General features: G+C 70.6%; 22 protein-coding genes. 6 read left to right on the top strand and 16 right to left on the bottom strand.

Annotated features, from left to right (window positions below):
• Positions 1 to 18: 18 nt before the first annotated feature.
• The 6 genes from AB0Q96_RS01015 to AB0Q96_RS00990 all read right to left on the bottom strand — a co-directional run bounded on the left by AB0Q96_RS01015 (position 19) and on the right by AB0Q96_RS00990 (position 4,121).
• Entirely contained in the window at positions 19 to 1,863 is a 1,845-nt protein-coding gene (locus tag AB0Q96_RS01015; protein ID WP_365320903.1) for an RNase A-like domain-containing protein, read from the bottom strand.
• Positions 1,863 to 2,165, bottom strand: coding sequence for a WXG100 family type VII secretion target (locus tag AB0Q96_RS01010; RefSeq protein ID WP_365320902.1), 303 nt, complete (start codon positions 2,163 to 2,165; stop codon positions 1,863 to 1,865). Before AB0Q96_RS01010 ends, AB0Q96_RS01015 begins: the two co-directional genes overlap by 1 nt.
• 14 nt (positions 2,166 to 2,179) lie before the next feature.
• Positions 2,180 to 2,602 (bottom strand): WXG100 family type VII secretion target, encoded by a 423-nt coding sequence (locus tag AB0Q96_RS01005; RefSeq protein ID WP_365320901.1) that lies wholly within the window; start codon positions 2,600 to 2,602, stop codon positions 2,180 to 2,182.
• A 141-nt stretch (positions 2,603 to 2,743) separates the two neighbouring features.
• Positions 2,744 to 3,373, bottom strand: a complete 630-nt coding sequence (locus AB0Q96_RS01000; RefSeq protein WP_365320900.1) for a LysE family transporter — start codon at positions 3,371 to 3,373, stop codon at positions 2,744 to 2,746.
• On the bottom strand, positions 3,370 to 3,654 hold the full coding sequence (locus AB0Q96_RS00995) for a DUF2087 domain-containing protein (protein ID WP_365320899.1): 285 nt from the start codon (positions 3,652 to 3,654) through the stop codon (positions 3,370 to 3,372). Before AB0Q96_RS00995 ends, AB0Q96_RS01000 begins: the two co-directional genes overlap by 4 nt.
• A 188-nt stretch (positions 3,655 to 3,842) precedes the next feature.
• A complete protein-coding gene (locus tag AB0Q96_RS00990) occupies positions 3,843 to 4,121 on the bottom strand; it encodes a hypothetical protein (protein WP_365320898.1) in 279 nt (92 codons plus the stop codon).
• A 201-nt stretch (positions 4,122 to 4,322) separates the two neighbouring features.
• Between AB0Q96_RS00990 and AB0Q96_RS00985 the strand changes: the two genes are divergently transcribed.
• The 6 genes from AB0Q96_RS00985 to AB0Q96_RS00960 all read left to right on the top strand — a co-directional run bounded on the left by AB0Q96_RS00985 (position 4,323) and on the right by AB0Q96_RS00960 (position 7,564).
• On the top strand, positions 4,323 to 4,850 hold the full coding sequence (locus AB0Q96_RS00985; RefSeq protein WP_365320897.1) for a DUF6879 family protein: 528 nt from the start codon (positions 4,323 to 4,325) through the stop codon (positions 4,848 to 4,850).
• A gap of 124 nt (positions 4,851 to 4,974) precedes the next feature.
• A complete protein-coding gene (locus AB0Q96_RS00980) occupies positions 4,975 to 5,193 on the top strand; it encodes a hypothetical protein (RefSeq protein WP_365320896.1) in 219 nt (72 codons plus the stop codon).
• Entirely contained in the window at positions 5,180 to 5,704 is a 525-nt protein-coding gene (locus tag AB0Q96_RS00975) for a DUF6879 family protein (RefSeq protein WP_365320895.1), read from the top strand. Before AB0Q96_RS00980 ends, AB0Q96_RS00975 begins: the two co-directional genes overlap by 14 nt.
• Entirely contained in the window at positions 5,686 to 6,534 is an 849-nt protein-coding gene (locus tag AB0Q96_RS00970) for a helix-turn-helix transcriptional regulator (RefSeq protein ID WP_365321175.1), read from the top strand. Before AB0Q96_RS00975 ends, AB0Q96_RS00970 begins: the two co-directional genes overlap by 19 nt.
• 85 nt (positions 6,535 to 6,619) lie before the next feature.
• On the top strand, positions 6,620 to 7,063 hold the full coding sequence (locus AB0Q96_RS00965) for a hypothetical protein (RefSeq protein ID WP_365320894.1): 444 nt from the start codon (positions 6,620 to 6,622) through the stop codon (positions 7,061 to 7,063).
• A gap of 75 nt (positions 7,064 to 7,138) precedes the next feature.
• A complete protein-coding gene (locus AB0Q96_RS00960) occupies positions 7,139 to 7,564 on the top strand; it encodes a hypothetical protein (protein ID WP_365320893.1) in 426 nt (141 codons plus the stop codon).
• Positions 7,565 to 7,635: 71 nt separating this feature from the next.
• On the opposite strand, the gene AB0Q96_RS00955 is transcribed toward AB0Q96_RS00960, so the two are convergent.
• From AB0Q96_RS00955 to AB0Q96_RS00910, 10 genes are all read right to left on the bottom strand, one after another.
• The gene (locus AB0Q96_RS00955) at positions 7,636 to 11,397 is read right to left on the bottom strand and encodes an amino acid adenylation domain-containing protein (protein ID WP_365320892.1); all 3,762 of its coding nucleotides are present in this window, start codon (positions 11,395 to 11,397) and stop codon (positions 7,636 to 7,638) included.
• A 63-nt stretch (positions 11,398 to 11,460) separates the two neighbouring features.
• Entirely contained in the window at positions 11,461 to 12,138 is a 678-nt protein-coding gene (locus tag AB0Q96_RS00950) for a maleylpyruvate isomerase family mycothiol-dependent enzyme (protein ID WP_365320891.1), read from the bottom strand.
• On the bottom strand, positions 12,138 to 13,526 hold the full coding sequence (gene ahcY, locus AB0Q96_RS00945; RefSeq protein ID WP_365320890.1) for an adenosylhomocysteinase: 1,389 nt from the start codon (positions 13,524 to 13,526) through the stop codon (positions 12,138 to 12,140). Before ahcY ends, AB0Q96_RS00950 begins: the two co-directional genes overlap by 1 nt.
• A gap of 13 nt (positions 13,527 to 13,539) precedes the next feature.
• Positions 13,540 to 14,430, bottom strand: a complete 891-nt coding sequence (gene metF / locus AB0Q96_RS00940) for a methylenetetrahydrofolate reductase [NAD(P)H] (RefSeq protein WP_365320889.1) — start codon at positions 14,428 to 14,430, stop codon at positions 13,540 to 13,542.
• Positions 14,427 to 17,894 carry a methionine synthase gene (metH, locus tag AB0Q96_RS00935; protein WP_365320888.1) on the bottom strand — a complete coding sequence of 1,156 codons (3,468 nt, stop codon included), beginning with the start codon at positions 17,892 to 17,894 and terminating at the stop codon, positions 14,427 to 14,429. The genes metF and metH overlap by 4 nt, the downstream gene beginning before the upstream one ends.
• 10 nt (positions 17,895 to 17,904) lie before the next feature.
• Positions 17,905 to 18,888, bottom strand: a complete 984-nt coding sequence (locus AB0Q96_RS00930; protein ID WP_365320887.1) for a carbohydrate kinase family protein — start codon at positions 18,886 to 18,888, stop codon at positions 17,905 to 17,907.
• Positions 18,889 to 18,899: 11 nt separating this feature from the next.
• Positions 18,900 to 20,108, bottom strand: a complete 1,209-nt coding sequence (gene metK, locus AB0Q96_RS00925; protein ID WP_365320886.1) for a methionine adenosyltransferase — start codon at positions 20,106 to 20,108, stop codon at positions 18,900 to 18,902.
• A complete protein-coding gene (locus tag AB0Q96_RS00920; protein ID WP_365320885.1) occupies positions 20,105 to 20,356 on the bottom strand; it encodes an acyl carrier protein in 252 nt (83 codons plus the stop codon). Before AB0Q96_RS00920 ends, metK begins: the two co-directional genes overlap by 4 nt.
• Positions 20,357 to 20,369: 13 nt before the next feature.
• Complete coding sequence (gene acpS / locus AB0Q96_RS00915; protein ID WP_365320884.1) at positions 20,370 to 20,831, bottom strand: holo-ACP synthase; 462 nt, start codon at positions 20,829 to 20,831, stop codon at positions 20,370 to 20,372.
• Position 20,832: 1 nt separating this feature from the next.
• Complete coding sequence (locus AB0Q96_RS00910; RefSeq protein WP_365320883.1) at positions 20,833 to 21,720, bottom strand: hypothetical protein; 888 nt, start codon at positions 21,718 to 21,720, stop codon at positions 20,833 to 20,835.
• Positions 21,721 to 21,777: the final 57 nt, after the last annotated feature.

Genomic DNA, 21,777 nt, shown 5'->3' with positions numbered 1-21,777 from the left:
GGGCGATTCCTGACAGGGCTAGGGCGAGTCCGGGAAGGCGGTGACGACGATGAACGGGGGCTGGCGTCCGTCGTCGGTGAGCTGAAGACGGACCTTCACATTGTGTACGGGAACCGGCGTGCCGTTCGGGGTGGTGACGCTCATGCCCGTGACCTGCGGCCAGAAGTCGACCTTGAAGGGCTGGAGCGCGGCGTTCGGGTCGTCCAGGATCTTCTGCGCGATGAACGCCTGCTGCCGGTCGATCGCCGACTGGACGAACTGCTGGGCGGTGTTGAGGTCGTAGAACGAGGAGGCGGCCGGCGGGGTCGGGTTCGCGTCCCGCATGCGCCGCTGCAACTGCTCCGCGGTGAGCCCCACGTGGCGGTCGATGCCGTGCGCGGTCTGGTTGTCGACCTTCATGTCCTCCTGGTTGGCCAGGTCGATCGGGTACCGGTGATTGGTCGCCTGGTCGCCCGGGACCGTCCAGTTGTGCTCCGTCCCGTACCCCTCGATGGAGCGGGCGCCCACGGACTGCGCGCGGGCCTCCTCGGCCTGGAAGGTGGGAACGGTCCGCTGGGCCTCGTCCAGGACGGGCCGGAGCTCCTTCAGCTGCCGGGCGAGTTCGTGGGTCCTGTTGTTGTACCGGTCCACGCCCGCGTTGAGCGCGGTCTCGTTCAGGTTGTCCAGGAAGTTCTCGGCGAGTCCGGCCGGGCCCGTGAAGAGGGAGCCGAGGTCCTTCAGGAAGTTCTTGACGCTGTCCGACTGCACGAGCTCCTTGCCCGCCTCGATGTACTCGTGCTCGATCACCTTGCGGACGTCCCGCACCGCCGTCGCGAACGAGTCGAGGATCGCCGCGATCTTGTTCGCGATGTCGACCAGGATCCGGAGCACCGGCTGCCGGGTCATGTGGAGCGGAGGGTGCTTCCAGTCGTAGCCCTGTGCGACGGGGGACCCGGCGCCCTTGCCCCAGGAGGCGGTCCCCCACAGGCTGGACGTGAACTGCTTCATCGCCGACTGCCACTCCACCGCGGACGCGTCGGGGTTCCTCAGGTAGCCGATCGCCGCGTCCAGGTCTGCGCCGGACTTCTCGGCGTCCTGCGCGACCTTCCGCCAGGCCGCAGCCACCAGCGGCAGTTCGACGTCGTCGCCGCCCGGAGTGATCTGGCCGACCTTGCCGTGCTTGAGGGCCTTGTCCATCACCTCTCGGATCAGCCACTGGATGGCGCTGCCGATGGCTCCGAGGGCCTCGTTGATGATCTTCTCGGCGAAGTTGTCGCCGCCACCGGTCCGCCAGCCGAGGAACGGCGCCTTCCCGTAGTCCGGCGGGATCCGGATGACTTCGGGGACCGGCTTCAGGCTGGTGGGCGTACCCAGGGCCGGATTGGAGGCGTACTCGGCCCGGACGTAGTTGTTCGCGGTGATGGTCAGGCCGGTCGAGACACCGCCGACGGCGACCACCGAGACGGCCCACACGTCCAGGTAGCGGCCCGAGATCTCGTCGTACGCCCGCTCGAACGCCTCCGGGCCCGAGCCGACCCCGCACACGTGCTTGTGACCGTCCAGCGTGTCCAGAAGATTCCTGGGAGCCCTGTCGAACGCCGTCTGATGGTTCCGGATGAGGTACGAGGTGTACCAGACGTGCGTCGGGTCGACGTCGAAGCCGCTCGGGAACCCGCCCGGGTCCACGGACGGCTTGAGGTCCTGGACCTCCTTGTTCGGGTCGGGTTTCGGCTTCGTCTGCCCCTGGGAGATGTCTTTGCCCTGGGGGTCGGTGAGCTTGCCGGGGACCGGGGAGGGGAGCGCGGGCGAGTTCGGCTGCCCGTTCCCGCCGCCGTTCCCGTTCCCGTTCCCGCTTCCCCCCGTGGGCGGCGCCGGAGTGGCCATCAGGCGGCCCCCCAGCCGCGCAGGACCGCCTGGTGGGCGGCCGAGTAGTTCGCGTGGGCGGTGGTCACCGAGGTGTGCAGCCAGGCCTGCGTGGCCTTCAGGTCCGCCATGTCCCTGGCCCACCGGTCCAGGGTGATCACGAACTCCTCGCGGGCCTCGCCCTGCCAGCCGAGCACCACCCGTTCGGTGCGCTCGTACAACTGGGCCAGCTGCTCGTTCAGCTTCCGGAGGATCTCCTCCAGCTCCCCGGACATCGCCTGTAACGCGGCGATGTCCACGGCTATCCGGTCGTCTCCCGCCATGTCCGCTCCTCCCCCTACACGTCTTCGATACGGCTGCGGGGGACGGGTGCGGACTCGGACCCGGCGGCCGGAGCGCCCGGCGGCGGCGCCTGGAGGGCGTTCGCCTCCCGGGCCACGTCGACCTGGCTCTGGGCCTTCCGCAGCCGGGACAGCACCTCCAGCTCCCGCTCGCTGAACCCGTCCCGGCTGAACCGGACCGCCTCCTCCAGGAGCCGCAGGTGCTCCCGGATGCGTACGGCGTCCTGCGCGGCCTCGACGTGATGGGTCCGGTAGGCGTCCCCCGTGGCCCCGTGCCAGCGGGCCTGGATCCGGTCCACGATCCCGTCCATCCGGCGGACCTGGTCGTCGAGGTGCCGCTGCATGAACTCCAGGTCACCGGCCAGTTTGCTCAGCCCGTCGTCCTCGGGCACACGCAGATCGGGATCGTTCACCGCCATGGCAGCCCCGCCTCCCCGTCGGTCGCGCGACGATCAGCCGCGCGCCCGCAACCTACAAGTGGGCCTGAGTCGAGGGAAGTTGAGAAGCCGTCAGGACATCGAATCGTGATGGCGGGAATGCGTCGCCGGAGCCGGGCCCGGTCACCCCACCAGCAGCCGCACCGCCAGCACCACGATCAGCGTGCTCGACGCCAGGGCCGTCGCCAGGCGGCCCCGAGGGCCGGTGAGGATACGGCCCAGGAGGGTGCCGCCGGTGGCCAGGAGGAGTTGCCAGCTCGCGGAGGCGACGAGGGCGGCCAGGACGAAGGCGGTGCGTGCGGCGGCGGACGACGGGGCGTGCGGGCCGGTCGCCAGGATCAGGGCGACGAAGTAGACCACCGTCATGGGATTGAGGACCGTGATGCCCAGGAAGCTCGCGTACGCGCGGGCCGGGGTCAGGGCCGTCGCGCCGTCGTCGCGGGAGGCCAGGGCGCCGGAACGGTGGGTACGTACCGCCGTCCACGCCGCGCGGACGGCCAGCACCACCAGGACCAGCGCGGAGACCCGGCGCAGAGGGGTCGTCACCGGGGTCAGGTACGGGACGAGGGCCGAACCGCCGGCCACCGCGAGGAGGGCGTAGAGACCGTCGGCGGTGGCGACGCCGAGCGCCGCGGCGGCGCCGGTGCGCCAGCCGGTGCGGGCGGTGACGGCGACGAGGTACGCGCCGACCGCGCCGACCGGGATCGCGATGCCGTAGCCGGCGAGCAGGCCGGCCAGGACCGCGGCCGTCACGCGACGGCGGTGGTCGCTCCTACGGGGACGCCGAGCTGTCGCTGGTAGGCCGAACCGTCCTTGGTCCGGGACAGCTGCCCACCGATCACCAGATAGCGACGCAACGCCGGAAAGTCCGCGTGCACCGCCTTCAGCGCCTCGTTGACCTCACGCTCGGCGTACACGCGACCCGGCTCGAAGAGCGTCGCGGCGAGGTGGTCGAGGAGCGCCGCTCTACGGGCGGGCTTGCGGGGGATCGCCTTCAGGCGACCGTCGGCGGCGAAGAGATCGGAGGTGGTCATGCGCTGCAGGGTCCCTCCGGAACCCTGCCACCCGCAACGGGATTACACCGCCGGGCCCACGGGAGACAGGACCCTGGCGGGCCCTGACGGGTCCTGGCGGCCCCCTCCGTCCCCTCCACCGGCCCACATCACCGGCCGACGCCACCGGTCCACCTCACGGGCCTACCTCACCGACCCACGTCACCGGCCTACCTCACCACCACGTTCACCAGCGGGTCGATCCTCGGGATCACCGGCGGCATCCCCGTCTCCTGGAAGATCGGCGTCGCCCTCTCCAGGAAGGACCGGAACGCCTCCTCCGACTCCCACAGGTCGACCACCCGCCAACCGCCCGTCCCGTCCGGGCCCGCCGCGTGGGCGATGAAGCCCGGGGGCGGGAACCAGGACTCGGTGGTGATCCGGTCGTTGGTGCGCTCGTACTGCTGCTGGGTGCCGCCGGGGATCTCGACGGTGACGATGACGGCCATGGTGCTGCTCCCATACGCGGGCAGGTGCGGGGTCCCGACCAGCACACCAGCCGGCCCCCCGCCCCGCACCACGACGGCACCCGAATGGGCCGGTGGAACAGCCCTGCGGGTCCGTTCATGCGAACACGCGCAGAGTCCCGTTCCCGCATGGACGCCTCTTCCGGCTCCCCCTTACGGTTGTGCTCTTTCTGGAGGTGAACGGTGACGACGGTCCCGTCGTTTGAGGAACTGCTCGCCGCGGCCGAGCACAGCGCCATCCATCTGGAGATGCGGGACGGGTACATGGAATCCGACCCCAGCTTCATCGCGTGGCAGCAGGGACTGAGGGACCTCCCCGAGGACAACGACCCGGGGATCCGCCACTGGCTGCGCTGGGTCCGTGAGGCCACCGGCCGTGGTGTGAGCATCCGGCGGGCCCGGGTCTTCTCCGTCCCGGAGTCCGACTACATCCGGTTCGAGCACCACGTGTCCGACGCCAACGTGACGGCCGGCGAGGACATCCGCTGGCTCCCCCGCCGCCAGGCGACGGACATCGCCTTCCCCGGCAACGACTTCTGGGTGTTCGACAACGAAACCGTGCTCGTACTCCACTTCGACGGCAACGGCGAGAGCACCCCCGAAGGCTGGATGGAGCTGACCCAGGACCCCGTCGTCCACAAGCTGTGCACCGGCGCGTTCGAGGCCGTCTGGGACCGGGCCACGCCCCACGCGGAGTACCGGCCCACCTGACCCCGGGCCGCCGCCCGTACCGCGCAGGGCTCTTTCCTGTCTTGGAAAGCCGGGCGTCTTGACCTTGATCACTGGGTGGCGGAAGCATCGAGGAGGGCACTCGCGACGACACGTGGAGGACGCCATGGCAGCCGAACCGCTGCACAAGCTGACCGGGGACCCGGACTGCAAGAACGGCACCTGCCCGACCCTGTGGGCCAGGACGGCGACGGGTGACTACGTCGTACAGGGCTTTGTGATCACCGATCCCGCCGAACTCGCGCAGCTCGACCTGCCGACCGGGGAGACGGCCGTACGCATCCCCGCCGCCATGCTTGAGGAGTACTTCCGTGGCCGCTCCTGACCTCGTGACCGGCGAGGCGTTCGGCAGGCTCTTCGACACCTTCGAGCGGACGGCGTTCCGCCTCGAAACCCTGGCCATGTACGACGTGGAGGACGAGCGGGAAGAGATGGCCCGCTACTTCGCGGGCGAGGACATGGGCCCCGAGTGGCACGACAACCCGTGGGTGCGCTCCATGACGGACAAGGGCAAGCGGGTGTCCCGCGTCCACGTCCTCACCTCGCCGCTCACCGACTACCTGCGCTACGAGCTCGCGGCCTACCCGGGCAACATCACAGCCGGTGAGTCCATCGGCATCGTCGACCGCGCCGAGCAGACCGTGACGGGGCTGCCGGATCACGACTTCTGGCTGTTCGACGACCGGGACGTGTACCGCATGCACTACACGCAGGGCGGTGCGTTCGTCGGAGGCGAGCTGCTGGGCGCCGACCGGTCGGCCGAGTACCGCGCCTACCGCGACACGGCCCTGTCCACCGCTGTGCCGTTCACCGCCTACTGGGAGCGGCACCACTGAGTACGCGGTCCCTGGGAAGAGCCCTGCGGGCGTTGCGGGAGGCGTCGGGAATGACCGGCGACACCGTGGCCCGCAGGGCTTCCATGTCCGCGGGCAAGCTGTCGAAGATCGAGAACGAGAAGGTGCGCCCTTCCGTCCAGGACGTGGACCTCGTCCTGACCGCTCTCGGCATCTCCGAGGCCGTGAAAGAGGAGTTCATAGCGACGGCCCGCGCGGAGGCGACCGAAGCCACGGCGTGGCGCCTTCTGCGCCGGATGGGGCCGTGGAAACACCAGAACACGATCAAGGCCATCGAGGCCGGCACCCGCGTCCTCAGGCTGTTCCAGGGACAGCTCATCCCGGGCCTGCTCCAGACGCCCGAGTACATGACCGCCGTGTTCCGCCTGCCCCCGGCACTTCCCGAGGAGACGAGGGCACGCACCGTGGCCGCTCGCATCGAGCGGCAGGCCGCCCTGTACGACACCGACCGGTCTTTCCGGTTCCTGATCTGCGAACACGTCCTGCGGTGGCTCGTCAGCGAGCCGCAGGTCATGGCACTACAGCTCGATCGACTCGTCTCCGTCTCCCGTCTTCCCCACGTCTCCTTGGGAGTTGTGCCGGCCGGCCCACGGATGCCGGACTTCCCCATGACGTGTTTCAGCCTCCATGACGACCGACTCGTGATCGTGGAAACGTTCCACTCGGAAGTCACGACGACCGACCCGAAGGACGTGCGGCTTTACGCCGACACCTTCGACCGGTTCTCCGAAGTGGCGCTCTACGGCGACCCCATGCGCGGACTGGTCGAGCATGTCCGCGACGAACTCTTGCGGCAACAGGAAAGCCCCTAGATCGCACCCGGCGCCGAGGCCACGCTCTCAGGCAGGCAACGGTGAAGCGATGGCCTGCCTTGCAGGCCGAAGAAGGGACTTCGTCATGACGGTCGCACCCGAGAAGCCCGTCGCTCTGCGACGGGGCCGGGACCTCGTGTCCCCCGAGTTGTTCGAGAAGCTGACGGCGTTCTGCGCCGAGGAGTACGGGCTCGGCGTGGACGTCGCCGGCCGGGTCATGAGTGAGGGGCTGGCGTTCCTGTGGGTCGTGGGGACGTCGGGGAAGGGCGATGTCATGGCGCCCAGCAGGGACGTGGACCCCGCGTGGCACACGTTCATGCTGCACAGTCAGGAGTACGCCGCCTGGTGCGGCCTGCACTTCGGGCGGTTCCTTCATCACGCGCCGAACTCCAAGACCCGTACCGGCGGTCTGATGCTCGACGTGATGGATCTGATCCGCGACGCCGGGTTCGAGGTGGATCGGTCGCTGTGGGGCTTCGCCGCGGACTGCAACGAGCCCGCCTGCTGCGCCGACGGCCCCTGCTGCTGACGCCGACCCACTGGACGAGGCGCGGCCCGGGCGTGGGAAAGACGTCCGGGCCGCGCTGCCATCAGAGCCGAGAACATGCACGACGTCAACGGCGCCGAAGGCCGTGGCCGGACCTGTGTCTTTCACCTGTTCGGGACCGTCTTCGGGTACGCCACGCACCACTTGGACGAGCGGAAGCTCGGGGAGGTCGGGATCGTCGGGCCGCTGACGCCCGGGGTCGGTCCCTCCCGGCTGTGGCAGATGGCCGCCGCCATGAACAAGGACACCGCCACCGAGACCGACCAGGGCCGGTGGATCATGCTGCAAGCCCATCGGGCCCTGGTCTGTGGTGATCTCCTCGCCCGGTGGGAGCAAGCGGACTGGAAGCTCGAACCCGGTGGGCGGCGGATCCCGTTCGGCGGTCTCTACTGCAACCGGTACGAGCTGTGGACCGGGAATCTGGCCGTGGAGGGGACCACGCCGGGCATGGTGGCCCCCAAGGCCACGGTCTATACGGCCTAGGGCGGGCGGGCGAGATGGGGGCGAGCCCGCGCCCTCGTCGGCGCGTTGCCCTCCTCTCGCCCGCCCTCCGGCTACCGCCCCAGCCGGTAGTGGATCTTCTTCACCAGTTCCTTCAGGTCCGGGGCCCGCAGCAGGCTGTAGTGGTCGGCGGCGAGTTCGATCACCGTCGGGGGGCGGGTGGACCAGCCGGTGGTGCCTTCGAGGAAGGAGTAGTCGTCGCCCTGGGCCTTGAAGATCGTCACCGGGCAGGAGACCTTGCGTTCGGTGAGTTCGCGGAAGGTGTACGTGAAGTCGAAGGTCTGCTCCACGATCGCGATGATCCGGGCGATCAGTTCCGGGTCGAGGGACGGGAAGCGTTCCGACACATACGTGGCGAAGGTCGCCGCGTCCTTCGCCGGGACCTCTGCCAAGGTGCCCGCGAAGACCGAGTACAGGATCTGGGTGAAGCCGGGGTTGGCGTACGAGGCGCCGCCCGCCGCGGATTCGGCGCGGATCTTCGGGGAGCCGGGGGCGATCAGGAAGAGGTTCTCGACCTGTTCGCCGGCCGCTTCGAGGAGGTGGGCCGACTCGAAGGCGACGCGGGCGCCGAAGGAGTAGCCCCACAGGGTGTACGGGCCGGTGGGCTGGCGGCGGCGGATCGCGGTGACGTCGGCCTCGGCCATCTCGCGGATCGTCGCGTACGGGGTCTCGCCGCGGTTGATGCCGTGCGCCTGCACTCCGTAGAACGGGCGGTCGATGCCCAGCTCCTCGGCGAGGAAGCGCAGGTTCATCGTGTAGCCGCCGAGTCCGGGCCAGCAGAAGACGGGCGACTGGGCGCCGTCGGCGTGCAGCCGGACCAGCCGGGACGCGGGGGTGGCCGCTGCGCCGTCCACGCGGTGGGCCAGCTTCTCGATGGTGGGGGCCTCGAAGAGGATCTGGAGCGGGAGGGACGCCTCCGTGAACTCGCGGTTGATCTTCGTGATGAGCGCGACCGCGATCAGCGAGTTGCCGCCCGACTCGAAGAAGTCGTCCTGCACGGAGACCGCCTCGACCTCCTCGTACTTGAGGGCCGCCGCCCAGATCTCGGTGAGCCGGGTCTCGGTGCGGGTGCGCGGCGGGATGTGCGGGCGGCCGTGGAGGCCCGCGTTGATCACGGCCAGTTCGCCGAGGGCCTTGGTGTCGACCTTGCCGTTCGCGGAGTGCGGCAGCCGGTCGAGGACGACGACCCGGTTGGGGATCATGTAGTCGGGCAGGTGGTTGACCAGGTCGTCGCGGATCATCTCCGCGGGGCCCTTCATGTGGACGGTGTCCTCGTACATGCCCTCGCTGAGCCGCTGTTCCTCGCTGATCCGGCCGCCGACGAAGAAGTACGAGGGGCCGCTCGGGCGGCCGGCCGCCGCCAGGACCTCGTCCATGCGGCGGGCGGCGGGCAGCGGGTTGCCGGACATGGAGCTGTAGCCGGCGGACATGAACCCGAGGCCGTGGTCGCCGAGTTGGAGGCGCTGGAGGGCGCGGCCCAGGTCGATGTAGGCGCGCCACGGCTCGGTGCCGCGGCTGATCGCCGTGATGCCGAGGCCGGCCCGCTCGTACACGGCCTGGTTGATCGCGATGACGTGCTTCTTCTCCACCAGGCCGGCGGAGCCGGAGGTCAGCGGCGTCAGCCCGGCGTTCTCGTAGGCGTACTGGCCGCCCGGGAGGTCCGCGATCCGGTCCGGGTGGGACTGCACGTACAGGTCGACCTCCGCCTCCCCGGCCGCGGCCGACTCCTCGTCGTACGGGACGAGCGCGAAGACGCCCAGGTCCTCGGCGTCCCCGGGCTCCCCGCCGCGCACCGGGCGGACGGCGAGGCCCAGGCCCGGCAGGATCTCCTCGAAGAGGCCGACCATGTGGCCGGTCTCGATCTCCAGGACCTCGCGGATGTTGTTCCGGTAGACCGGCTCGATCGCCGCCCACTTGCCGCGGAAGCGGAAGCGGACCAGGGGTGCCCCCTCGGCGGTGCCCGGCTCCATCAGGTGCAGCCGGTGGTGGACCGGGTGGTAGTAGTACGTGCCGGGCTCCAGGCCCGCGAGGCCGCGCACCTCCACGTACAGCTGGGTCGCGTACAGCGCGCCCGGCGAGGCGTAGCCGTACTTCGGGAGGAGGCGCTCGTCGCTGGGGAACTGTCCGAACCAGCGCAGGATCTCGCCGAGGTCGGCGGCGGTCAGGGTGCCGATCTGGCGGGAGCCGATGCCCTCGGGGCGGCGGGCCAGCGCGGCGAGGACGTCGGCGCGGGTGACCGGGCCGCCCTCGTAGAAGCGGTAGGTCTTGCGGGCGAAGACGGTGCGGCGCATCCGCTCGGTGGGGGTGCGGCCGGGCAGGCCGACGACGGGGCGGCCGGCGAGGGCGGCGGCGTCGAGGGTGCCCGCGTTGGACAGCTGCGCCTTGACCTGGAGCTTGGACTCCTTGGACTGGTGGTGGGCGCCGTGGTTGCCCTGGTCCATCAGGGCGGCTTCCTTCGGGGAGAGCTCGACGCAGGCGACCAGGTTCTGGAAGCCGGTGCGGGGCTCGTTCTTCACGATGACGGCGGCGGACTTCACCCAGTCGTGGTTCTCGATGGCGAGCGCGATCTCGTCGAGCTCGACGCGGAAGCCGCGGAGCTTGATCTGGTTGTCGGCGCGGCCGGCGAACTGGACGGTGCCGTCCTCGTTCCAGGTGGCGAGGTCGCCGGTGCGGTAGAGGCGTTCGCCGTCCTCGGCGGTGACGAAGCGTTCGGCGGTGAGCTCGGGCCGGTCCAGGTACCCCCGCGCCACCTGGACCCCGCCGATGCACAGTTCGCCGTCGCGTATGTGGAAGGTCGTCTCGTACGCCGGTCTACCGATGGGGATCGCCGGGGGTCCGTCGGCGACGGTGGCGCGGTCCACGGTGTGCGAGGAGGCGTTGATGGTGCACTCGGTCGGCCCGTACAGGTTGATCAGCTCGGCTTCGGGCAGCTCGGCGAGGAGCTGGACGGCGAGGTTGCGGGAGAGGATCTCGCCGCCGGAGTAGACCCGGCGCAGGCTGGTGCACGTGCCGAGGCGCTCGGTGTCGACGAGGGCCTGGAGGAGGGTCGGGACGCCCTGGAGCATGGTGGCGCCGTGCCGCCGGACGGTGTCGATCAGGCCCTCGGGGTCGCGGTAGACGCCGGGCGGGCCCATGGCGACGCGGGCGCCGACGGCGGAGGCGAGGATCTCCCACTGGGCGGCGTCGAAGGACATCGGGGTCTTCTGGACGACGACGGCGTCCGGGCCGAGTGCGTGCGCGTCGGCCATCCAGCGCATCTGGGCGGCGATGGAGCGGTGCTCGACCATGACGCCCTTGGGCTTGCCGGTGGAGCCCGAGGTGTAGATGACGTACGCGAGCTGGGAGGGGTCCAGTTCCGGCTCGGCGAGGGGGTGTTCCTCGCCGGCGGTGCGCCAGGCGTGCTGGACGGCGTCCTTGAGGGTGACGACGGTGGTGCCGGGCGGGGCGAGTTCGCTGACGCGGGCGCGGAAGCGTTCCTGGGTGAAGACGACGCGGGCGCCGCTGTCCTCGATCATGTAGCGGAGGCGCTCCTCGGGGTACTCCGGGGAGAGCGGGACGTAGGCGCCGCCGGAGAACAGCACGCCCCAGGTACCGATCACCAGTTCGAGTGAGGGTTCGACGTGGACGCCGACCCGGGCGTCGGCCGTCACCCCTAACGTACGGAGGTACGTGGCGAGGACGGCGGCGCCCTCGTGGAGCTCGCGGAACGACAGCGTCTCCTCGCCGAAGACCACGGCGGGGTCGTCGGGGCGCTGTGCCGCCTGGTCGTGCAGGAGCCCGTCGAGCGTCTCCCAGGTGTTCACCGTGCTGGGCATGAAGGTCCTCTTCGTGAGTGAAAGGGGTGGGCCCCGGTCCTTTCGGACCGGGGCCCACCGCCCTCAGCGGTAGATGAGTAGTTCCTGCTCCGTCGCGCCCGTCAGTTCGTAGCGGGTCCTCACCAGCGGGCGTCCCGAGTAGATGCGGATCAAGGTCGCCGCGTCCCCGTGGAAGCGGGCGGGCGGCCGGCCCTCGATCGCGTTGCCGAGGTCCACCTCGCCGCCGCCCCGGTCCGCCAGGACCCCGACCAGGCGGGGGGTCTCCCGCTTGCGGCTGGTGACGGAGAGCAGGGGCAGGGCGAGTTCCAGGGCGTCCCCGCAGTAGGCGCCGGGTTCGCCGAAGGCCTCCCGTACGTCCCCGGCGTGGACCCACTCACCGAGCGCGACGGCGTCGAGCCGGCCGTCCTCCCGCTCGGCGATGACCGGACCGGCCTCGGTGAGGCCCCGCTCCAGCTCGTCGAGGATCCGGTCGAGCGGCCAGTCCTCCCGTTCGGCCACGTCGCAGGCGTTGGCGTCGGGCAGGAACACGCCCTCCTCCAGGCGCCCCTCGACGATCCTGACGAGTGCCGCCCCGCAGTGCGCGAGCACCTGCCGGGCGGTCCAGCCCGGACAGGCCGTGCGGAGCTCGAACGCCTCGGCGGGCGTCCGGCGCAGCAGCGGCATCAGCAGGTCCCGCTCCGTCTTCAGGAGATGGTCCGGGAGCCAGGGATCACGTCTGTCGTGCACCTCGTCGGTACACATCAGTAGCGGTAGTGGTCCGGCTTGTACGGGCCCTCCACCGGGACGCCGATGTACGTGGCCTGCTCCGGGCGGAGGGTCGTGAGCCGGACGCCGAGGGCGGCCAGGTGGAGGCGGGCGACCTTCTCGTCCAGGTGCTTCGGCAGCGTGTACACGCCGGTGGGGTACTCGGCGGTCTTCGTGAAGAGCTCGATCTGGGCCAGGGTCTGGTCCGCGAAGGAGTTCGACATCACGAAGGACGGGTGGCCGGTGGCGTTGCCCAGGTTGAGCAGCCGGCCCTCCGACAGGACGATGACGACCTTGCCGTCGGGGAAGGTCCAGGTGTGGACCTGCGGCTTGACCTCGTCCTTGACGATGCCGGGGATCTGCGCGAGGCCGGCCATGTCGATCTCGTTGTCGAAGTGGCCGATGTTGCCGACGATCGCCTGGTGCTTCATGCGGGCGATGTCGGACGCCATGATGATGTCCTTGTTGCCCGTGGTGGTGACGAAGATGTCGGCCGTCTCGACGACGTCCTCCAGGGTCGCGACCTGGTAGCCGTCCATCGCCGCCTGGAGCGCGCAGATCGGGTCGATCTCGGTGACGATGACCCGGGCGCCCTGGCCGCGCAGCGACTCCGCCGAGCCCTTGCCGACGTCGCCGTAGCCGAAGACGACGGCGGTCTTGCCGCCGATGAGGACGTCGGTGGCCCGGTTGATGCCGTCGATCAGGGAGTGCCGGCAGCCGTACTTGTTGTCGAACTTCGACTTCGTCACGGCGTCGTTCACGTTGATCGCGGGGAACAGCAGCTCGCCCTCGCGGTGCATCTCGTACAGGCGGTGGACACCGGTGGTGGTCTCCTCCGTCACGCCGCGGATGCCGACGGCGATCGTCGCCCAGTCGAGCGGGCTGTTCTCCAGCAGGCTCCGCACGACGGCCAGTTCCTCGTTGGAGGCTTCCGGCAGCGCACCGGTCTTGCGGTACTCCACACCCTTGTGGACGAGGAGCGTGGCGTCGCCGCCGTCGTCCAGGATCATGTTGGGGCCGTCCGCGCCCGGCCAGGTCAGCGCCTGCTCGGTGCACCACCAGTACTCCTCCAGCGTCTCGCCCTTCCAGGCGAAGACGGGGATCCCGGCGGCGGCGACGGCGGCCGCCGCGTGGTCCTGGGTGGAGTAGATGTTGCAGGACACCCAGCGGACCTCGGCGCCCAGCGCGACGAGCGTCTCGATCAGCACCGCGGTCTGCACCGTCATGTGCAGGGAGCCGGTGATCCGGGCTCCGGCGAGCGGCTGGTCGGCGGCGTACTCGCGGCGGATCGACATCAGGCCGGGCATCTCGTGCTCGGCGAGGGTGATCTCCTTGCGGCCGAACTCCGCGAGACCGATGTCGGCGACCTTGTAGTCGGAAAACACAGCACCGGTGGACTCAGACACGTGCGAGGCTCCTTGAGGCGTGGATGGATCGGTGGATTTCGAGGGCCGCGGTGGACTTGTTGAGCGTGATGTAGTGCAGGCCCGGCGCGCCCTCGTCGAGCAGCCGCAGGCCCATGGCGGTGGCGTGCTCGACGCCGATCCGGTAGGCGGCGGCCGGGTCGTCCTTCGCCGCCTCCAGGCGGTGCGCCAGGTCCTCGGGGAAGGCCGCGTCCGACAGTTCGGCGAAGCGGCGGATCTGCCGCACGTCGGTGGCGGGCATGATCTCCGGGATGATCGGGGTGTCGCAGCCGGCGGCGGCCACCCGGTCGCGCAGCCGCAGGTAGTCCTCGGGGTCGAAGAACATCTGGGTGATCGCGTAGTCGGCGCCCGCCCGGCACTTGGCGACGAAGTGCGCCAGATCGCCGGCCCCGTCGGGCGAGCGCGGATGACCCTCGGGGAAGGCCGCCACGCCGATCCGGAACTCGCCCAGGGACCGGACGAGTTCGACGAGTTCGTACGCGTACAGGAAGCCGTCCGGGTGGGGGGTCCAGGCGGCCCGCGGATCGCCCGGCGGGTCGCCGCGCAGCACCAGCACGTCCCGCACCCCGGCGTCCGCGTAGGCGCCGATGATCGCCCGCAGCTCGGCGACCGAGTGCCCGACGGCCGTCAGATGGGCGACCGGCCGCAGGGTGGTCTCGGTGACGATCCGCTTGGTGACCTCGATGGTGCGGTCGCGGGACGAGCCGCCCGCGCCGTACGTCACGGAGACGAAGTCCGGCGCGAGGGCCTCCACCCGCCGGATCGCGTCCCACAGGGTCTGCTCGCCCTTGTCGGTCTTCGGCGGGAAGAACTCGAAGGAGAAGGTCGGGGCGCCGGCGGCCGGGCCCCCGGGATTCGGGTTCACAGGCGTCTGCCTCCCGCGTTGAAGTAGCTCGCCTCCGGGTGGTGCACGACGAAGGCGTCCGTGGACTGCTCGGGGTGCAGCTGGTACTCCTCCGACAGCTCGACCCCGATCCGCTCGGGCCGCAGCAGCTCGGCGATCTTCGCCCGGTCCTCCAGGTCCGGGCAGGCCGGGTAGCCCAGCGAGTAGCGGCAGCCCTGGTACTCGGTGCGCAGCATCCCCTCGATGCCGGCCGGGTCGGCGCCGCCGATGCCCCACTCGGCGCGCACCCGGCCGTGCCAGCACTCGGCCAGGGCTTCGGCCAACTGGACGGACAGGCCGTGCAGTTCGAGGTAGTCGCGGTAGGCGTCGGCGGCGAACAGCTTCGCCGTCTCCTCCCCGATCCGCGAGCCGACGGTGACGACCTGGAGGGCGAGGACGTCGACCTCGCCGGAGTCCTCCGCGCGGAAGAAGTCGGCCAGGCAGAGGCGGCGGCCCCGCTGTTGGCGGGGGAAGGAGAAGCGGGTCCGCTCGCCTCCGTCCTCGTCCAGGACGATCAGGTCGTCGCCCTTGGACACACAGGGGAAGTAGCCGTACACGACGGCCGCTTCGAGGAGGTGGTCCGTCTGCAGCCGGTCCAGCCAGCCGCGCAGCCGCGGCCGGCCCTCCGACTCGGTCGTGGCCGCGTCCTTGAGCCCCCACTGGCCCTTGAACAGGGCGCCCTCGTCGAGCCAGGAGGCGTACTCGGCCAGCTGGATGCCCTTGACGACCCGCGTGCCGAGGAACGGCGGCTCCGGTACGGGGTTGTCGGCGGCCACGTCGGACCGCCCGGCCGGCTCGGGCTCCCGCACCTCCAGGACGGGGGTCTCCCGCTTCGACACCCGGCGCTGCTTCAGCTCCGGCAGGGTCGCGCCCGGCACGCCCCGCTTGACCGCCATGAGGGCGTCCATCAGACGCAGCCCCTCGAAGGCGTCACGGGCGTAGCGGACCTCGCCGCCGTACAGCTCGTGCAGGTCCTGCTCGACGTACGCCCTGGTCAGGGCGGCTCCGCCGAGGATCACGGGGAAGCGTTCGGCCAGCCCGCGGCCGTTCAGCTCCTCCAGGTTCTCCTTCATGATGACGGTGGACTTCACGAGGAGGCCCGACATGCCGATCACGTCGGCGCGGTGCTCTTCGGCGGCCTCCAGGATCGCGGAGACCGGCTGCTTGATGCCGATGTTGACGACGTTGTAGCCGTTGTTGGAGAGGATGATGTCGACGAGGTTCTTGCCGATGTCGTGGACGTCGCCGCGGACGGTGGCGAGCACGATGGTGCCCTTCCCGTCGGCGTCGGTCTTCTCCATGTGGGGTTCGAGATAGGCCACCGCGATCTTCATGACCTCGGCGGACTGGAGCACGAACGGCAGCTGCATCTGGCCGGAGCCGAACAGCTCGCCGACCGTCTTCATGCCGTCCAGGAGGATGTCGTTGACGATCTCCAGGGCGGGGCGCTCCGCGAGCGCCGCCTCCAGGTCGGCCTCCAGGCCGTTCTTCTCGCCGTCGATGATGCGCCGCTTCAGGCGCTCCTCCAGCGGCAGCGCCAGCAGCTCCTCGGCCTTGCCGGCCTTGAGGGACTGCGCCGTGGCGCCCTCGAAGAGCTCCAGGAGCCGCTGGAGCGGGTCGTAGCCCTCCCGCCGCCGGTCGTAGATCAGGTCGAGCGCGACCTCGACCTGCTCCGGCTCCAGGCGGGCGATCGGCAGGATCTTCGACGCGTGCACGATCGCCGAGTCCAGGCCGGCCTTGACGCACTCGTCGAGGAAGACCGAGTTCAGCACCAGCCGGGCGGCCGCGTTCAGACCGAAGGAGATGTTCGACAGGCCGAGCGTGGTCTGCACGTCCGGGTGGCGCCGCTTCAGCTCGCGGATCGCCCCGATCGTCGCGATGCCGTCCTTGCGGGACTCCTCCTGACCGGTGCAGATGGTGAACGTGAGGGTGTCGATCAGGATGTCCGACTCCCTGATCCCCCAGTTCCCCGTCAGGTCCGCGATCAGCCGCTCCGCGATGGCGACCTTGTGCTCGACGGTGCGGGCCTGGCCCTCCTCGTCGATGGTCAGCGCCATCAGCGCCGCCCCGTGCTCCCGCGCCAACGTCGTGACCTGCGCGAACCGCGACTCGGGCCCGTCACCGTCCTCGTAGTTGACCGAGTTGAGCACCGCCCGGCCGCCCAGCTTCTCCAGGCCCGCCCGCAGGACGTTCACCTCGGTGGAGTCCAGCACGATCGGCAGCGTGGACGCGGTCGCGAAGCGGCCGGCCAGCTCCGCCATGTCCGCGGCACCGTCCCGGCCCACGTAGTCCACGCACAGGTCGAGCATGTGCGCGCCCTCGCGGATCTGGTCCCGCGCCATCTCGACGCAGTCGTCCCAGCGGCCCGCCAGCATGGCCTCGCGGAACTTCTTCGACCCGTTGGCGTTGGTCCGCTCCCCGATCGCCAGGTACGAGGTGTCCTGGCGGAACGGCACGTGGCTGTACAGGGAGGAGGCGCCCGGCTCGACGACCGGGGTCCGCGGCTTCACGGCCGCGCCCCGCACCCGCTCGACGATCTCCCGCAGGTGCTCGGGCGTGGTGCCGCAGCAGCCGCCGACCAGCGCCGGGCCGTAGTCCCGTACGAACGCCTCCTGGGCGTCGGCGAGTTCGGACGGCGTCAGGGGGTAGTGCGCGCCGTCCGAGGTGAGCACCGGCAGGCCCGCGTTGGGCATGACGGAGACGGGGATCCGGGCGTGCCGGGACAGGTGCCGCAGGTGCTCGGCCATCTCCGCCGGGCCGGTGGCGCAGTTGAGGCCGATCATGTCGATGCCCAGCGGCTCCAGGGCGGTCAGCGCCGCCCCGATCTCGGAGCCCAGCAGCATGGTGCCCGTCGTCTCGACGGTCACCTGCACGATCAGCGGCAGGTCGAGCCCGGCCCAGTCCAGGGCCTGGCGGGCGCCGATGACGGCCGCCTTGGTCTGGAGCAGGTCCTGCGAGGTCTCGATGAGCAGGGCGTCCGCGCCGCCGCGGATCAGGCCCTCGGCGTTCTGCCGGTACGCCTCGCGCAGCGGCTCGTACGTGATGTGCCCGAGGGTCGGCAGCTTGGTGCCGGGGCCCATGGAGCCGAGGACCCAGCGGGGGCGCCCGTCGGCGGCCGTGTGGGCGTCGGCGGTGTTGCGGGCGATCCGGGCGCCGGCCTCGGACAGCTCGTACACCCGGTCCTCGATGCCGTACTCGGCAAGCGCCGCCAGGTTGGCGCCGAAGGTGTTGGTCTCCACGCAGTCCACGCCGACCGAGAAGTAGGCGTCGTGCACGGAGGCCACGATGTCGGGCCGGGTGACGTTGAGGATCTCGTTGCAGCCCTCCAGCTGCTGGAAGTCGTCCATCGTGGGGTCGGCGGCCTGGAGCATGGTGCCCATCGCCCCGTCGGCCACCACGACCCGCGTGGCGAACTCCTCCCTCAGGGAACGTCTTCCGGTACTCATGTCAGCCCCCTCATGACAGTCCCCTCAGGTGGGTGAGGAGCGAGGCCGTGCAGCCCACTCCGTACGTCGTCCTGATCCGGTCCAGCAGCGGATCCCGGTGCAGCCGGTACTCCTGCGTCCCCACGTAGTCGAGGACCGTCGAGGCGACCGCGCAGCCCAGCTGGGCAGCGCACCGCTCGGGCACGCCCCACAGCGTTCCGGCGAGGAAGCCGGCCCGGAAGGCGTCGCCGACGCCCGTCGGGTCGACCACGCCCGCCACCGGCACCGCCGGCACCGCCAGCGGGGCCCGGCCCTCGCCCCTGATCCGCACCCCGGCCTCGCCGTGGGTGGTGATCCAGGTGCCGACGCGGCGCAGCACGTCCGCCTCGGCCCAGCCGGTCTTCTCGTGCAGCAGGGCGGTCTCGTACTCGTTGGTGAACAGGAACCGCGCCCCGTCCACCAGTTCCCGCACCTGGCCGCCGTCGAGCCGCGCCAGCTGCTGGGACGGGTCGGCGGCGAAGGGGACGCCCAGCTCGCGGCAGGTACGGGAGTGCCGCAGCATCGCCTCGGGGTCGTCCGGGGAGACCAGGACCAGCTCCAGGCGCCCGGTCCGGGCGACGACCTCCCGCAGGTCGATCTCGCGGGCCTCGGCCATCGCTCCGGCGTAGAAGGTGGCGATCTGGTTCTGCGCCCGGTCGGTGGTACAGACGAACCGGGCGGTGTGGAGCGACTCGCTGACGCGCACCGAGTCGGTGTCCACACCGTGGTCCTTGAGCCAGATCCGGTACGGCTCGAAGTCGGCGCCGACCGCGCCCACGAGAACGGGACGCAGGCCGAGCACGCCGAGTCCGAAGGCGATGTTCGCTGCCACTCCGCCGCGCCTGACCTCCAGGTTGTCGGCGAGGAACGACAGGGAGACCCGGTCGAGCCGGTCGGCGAGCAGCTGCTCGCTGAACCAGCCGGGGAAGGTCATCAGATGGTCGGTCGCGATGGATCCGGTGACAGCGATACGCATTCCAGCTCCCCTCAGATCCCCGCGGCCTGCTTCAGCCGCTCCACCCGGTCGGTGCGCTCCCAGGTGAACTCCGGCAGCTCCCGGCCGAAGTGCCCGTACGCGGCGGTCGCCGCGTAGATGGGCCGCTTCAGGTCCAGGTCGCGGATGATCGCGGCCGGCCGGAGGTCGAAGACCTCGGACACGGCCTCCTGGATGCGCTCGTCCGGGAGGGTCCCGGTGCCGAAGGTCTCGACGAAGAGACCGACCGGCTCGGCCTTGCCGATCGCGTACGCGACCTGCACCTCGCAGCGCCTGGCCAGCCCGGCGGCGACGACGTTCTTGGCGACCCAGCGCATCGCGTAGGCGGCCGAACGGTCCACCTTCGACGGGTCCTTGCCGGAGAAGGCGCCGCCGCCGTGCCGGGCCATGCCGCCGTACGTGTCGATGATGATCTTCCGGCCGGTGAGTCCGGCGTCGCCCATCGGGCCGCCGACCTCGAAGCGCCCGGTCGGATTGACGAGCAGCCGGTAGCCGTCGGACTCCAGCGTCACGCCCTCCTCGACGAGTTCCTTGAGGACGTGCTCGACGACGTACTCGCGCACGTCCGGGGTGAGCAGGCCCTCGACGGAGATGTCGGCGGCGTGCTGCGAGGAGACGACCACCGTGTCGAGGCGGACCGGCTTGTCGCCGTCGTACTCGATGGTGACCTGGGTCTTGCCGTCGGGCCGCAGGTAGGGGACGGTGCCGTTCTTGCGGACCTCGGTCAGCCGGCGCGACAGGCGGTGGGCCAGCGCGATCGGCAGCGGCATCAGCTCGGCGGTGTCGTCGCAGGCGTAGCCGAACATGAGGCCCTGGTCGCCGGCGCCCTGCCCGGCGAGCTCGTCCTCCGCGCCTTCGACGCGGGCCTCGTGGGCGGTGTCGACGCCCTGCGCGATGTCCGGCGACTGGGCGCCGATGGACACCGACACGCCGCAGGAGGCGCCGTCGAAGCCCTTCGCGGAGGAGTCGTAGCCGATGTCGAGGACGGCGTCGCGGACCAGCTGCGCGATCGGCGCGTACGCCGCGGTGGTGACCTCGCCGGCGATGTGGACCTGGCCGGTGGTGATCAGGGTCTCGACGGCGACGCGGGAGGACGGGTCCTGGGCGAGGAGCGCGTCCAGGATGGTGTCGCTGATCCGGTCGGCGATCTTGTCGGGGTGGCCCTCGGTGACGGACTCCGAGGTGAACAGGCGGCGGCTCATGCCTGGACCTCCGCCGGGGTCTTGAAGAAGTGCTGCTCGATGGCGGCGAGGGTCCGGATGGAGTCGACCTCCAGGGTCTCCATCTGGATCGCGGTGCCGCTCTCCTGCTCCAGCAGGAAGACGAACTCGACGAAGGACAGCGAGTCGATGAGCCGGTTCTCGATCAGGTCGAGGTCGGACGCGATGTCCTCGCGCTCGGGGTGGCGCTCGAGGATCCAGCTCTTCACCGTCTGCAGGCCGTCGGCCATGATTGCTCTCCTTTTAGCTACTGCTGATTACGGAAGGGATGGGGGCGGAAGGAGTGGGGGCGATGATCGGCGCGGCGACCGCGACCGCGTAGTCCACGTCGTGGCTGATGGACACGGTGATCTCGGAGATGCCGGACTCGGCGGCCATGTCGGCCGCGGGCCCGTACAGCTCCACCAGCGGCCAGCCGCCCTCGGAGCGGCGTACGACGATGTCCGGCCAGGGCAGGAACCTGCCGCGGACCCGTAACGTCTTGAACGCCGCTTCCTTGGCCGCGATCCGCCCGCACAGGCTCAGCACGTCGAGCCCGCCGGAGGTGCGGCAGTCGTCGAGTTCACCGGGGGTGAGCATCCGCTCGAAGAACTTCTCCCCGTACTGCGAGAGAAGCCTGCGGACACGGTTGACGGACACGATGTCCATGCCGAGGTTCGCCCAGCCCAGGCCGCCCGCCGGCGGTGCCACGGGACGGGCCGTCACGTCAGATCACCGGCCCGGCCGCGAGACTCGCATCGGCCCGCAGACGGGCGTTCGCGTCGAGCACCGCCTGGGTGGCGGACTCCCAGCTGCCGTGGCGCCGGGTCAAGGCCGACAGCCAGCGCTCCAGACCGAAGGCGACGCAGCTGGTGAAGGCCGGCCCCCCGGTCGACTCCAGGGTGATGTCGCAGCGGTCGCCGAAGAAGTTCCGGTGCGTGTTGACCGAGGCGATGGCCAGGTCCTCGTACAGGAACTCGTACTTCACCGGCGTGAGCCGCTGGAGCACGGCCTTCGACGTCCCCTTGTCGAAGAAGGGGTCGCAGGCGGCCTCCTTGCGCAGCGGCAGGTCGAGCGCCGCGGCGAAGGCGTGGATACGGGCGGTGAAGTCGGCCAGGTGGTGCTCGGCGTGCTGCTGCGCGCCGATCGCCACGATCTCCCGCATGCGGAAGCCGAGTTGGCGCCGCATGCCCTCGTAATGCGTCTCCTTGCGGTAGCACCAGGAGCAGATCGTGACGAGGGTGTCGTCGGCGACCCGGTGGCCCTGGTGCGTCAGGTAGACGGCGTAGCAGGACGCCGAGGGCAGTCCGAGCGCGGCCGGTTCGAGCGCGGCGGTCGGAAAGCGGCCGGTGTCGGCGGAGAGGGGGTCGCTCGCACGTCGCTCCAGGTCGAGCGAGGTGGCGACGACCGCCTGGTGGGGGAAGTTGTCGTAGTAGTCGAGCTTCGCCAGCTCGGCGGCCGGCAGCAGCGGGGGCATCGTCATCGGGCGGGCGCCCGCGGCCACTCCCCAGCCTTCGAAGGTGTCGTCGAGGAGCCGCAGCAGGCGGGTCCCCTCGGGGCCCATCGTGGGCAGGCCCCTGGTCTCCCCGACGGTCTCGGGGCTCGTCAAGGTCATGGTCTCGTCACCTCTCGGGTGGGAGGCCTCCGGGAAGGCCGGGACTCCGGGGAGCTC

It is taken from the genome of Streptomyces sp. NPDC093111 (assembly GCF_040683955.1).
Taxonomy (GTDB): domain Bacteria; phylum Actinomycetota; class Actinomycetes; order Streptomycetales; family Streptomycetaceae; genus Streptomyces.
The sequence above is the reverse complement of the archived record's forward strand: the minus strand, read 5'-3'. Positions and strand labels throughout refer to the sequence as shown.

What these genes read in the sequence shown, in the direction of transcription:
- AB0Q96_RS01015 (WP_365320903.1), bottom strand. Translation starts at nt 1,863, where the DNA reads ATGGCCACTCCGGCGCCGCCCACGGGGGGAAGCGGGAACGGGAACGGG.
- AB0Q96_RS01010 (WP_365320902.1), bottom strand. Translation starts at nt 2,165, where the DNA reads ATGGCGGGAGACGACCGGATAGCCGTGGACATCGCCGCGTTACAGGCG.
- AB0Q96_RS01005 (WP_365320901.1), bottom strand. Translation starts at nt 2,602, where the DNA reads ATGGCGGTGAACGATCCCGATCTGCGTGTGCCCGAGGACGACGGGCTG.
- AB0Q96_RS00995 (WP_365320899.1), bottom strand. Translation starts at nt 3,654, where the DNA reads ATGACCACCTCCGATCTCTTCGCCGCCGACGGTCGCCTGAAGGCGATC.
- AB0Q96_RS00990 (WP_365320898.1), bottom strand. Translation starts at nt 4,121, where the DNA reads ATGGCCGTCATCGTCACCGTCGAGATCCCCGGCGGCACCCAGCAGCAG.
- AB0Q96_RS00980 (WP_365320896.1), top strand. Translation starts at nt 4,975, where the DNA reads ATGGCAGCCGAACCGCTGCACAAGCTGACCGGGGACCCGGACTGCAAG.
- AB0Q96_RS00965 (WP_365320894.1), top strand. Translation starts at nt 6,620, where the DNA reads ATGACGGTCGCACCCGAGAAGCCCGTCGCTCTGCGACGGGGCCGGGAC.
- AB0Q96_RS00960 (WP_365320893.1), top strand. Translation starts at nt 7,139, where the DNA reads ATGCACGACGTCAACGGCGCCGAAGGCCGTGGCCGGACCTGTGTCTTT.
- AB0Q96_RS00955 (WP_365320892.1), bottom strand. Translation starts at nt 11,397, where the DNA reads ATGCCCAGCACGGTGAACACCTGGGAGACGCTCGACGGGCTCCTGCAC.
- AB0Q96_RS00950 (WP_365320891.1), bottom strand. Translation starts at nt 12,138, where the DNA reads ATGTGTACCGACGAGGTGCACGACAGACGTGATCCCTGGCTCCCGGAC.
- metH (WP_365320888.1), bottom strand. Translation starts at nt 17,894, where the DNA reads ATGAGTACCGGAAGACGTTCCCTGAGGGAGGAGTTCGCCACGCGGGTC.
- AB0Q96_RS00930 (WP_365320887.1), bottom strand. Translation starts at nt 18,888, where the DNA reads ATGCGTATCGCTGTCACCGGATCCATCGCGACCGACCATCTGATGACC.
- metK (WP_365320886.1), bottom strand. Translation starts at nt 20,108, where the DNA reads ATGAGCCGCCGCCTGTTCACCTCGGAGTCCGTCACCGAGGGCCACCCC.
- AB0Q96_RS00920 (WP_365320885.1), bottom strand. Translation starts at nt 20,356, where the DNA reads ATGGCCGACGGCCTGCAGACGGTGAAGAGCTGGATCCTCGAGCGCCAC.
- AB0Q96_RS00910 (WP_365320883.1), bottom strand. Translation starts at nt 21,720, where the DNA reads ATGACCTTGACGAGCCCCGAGACCGTCGGGGAGACCAGGGGCCTGCCC.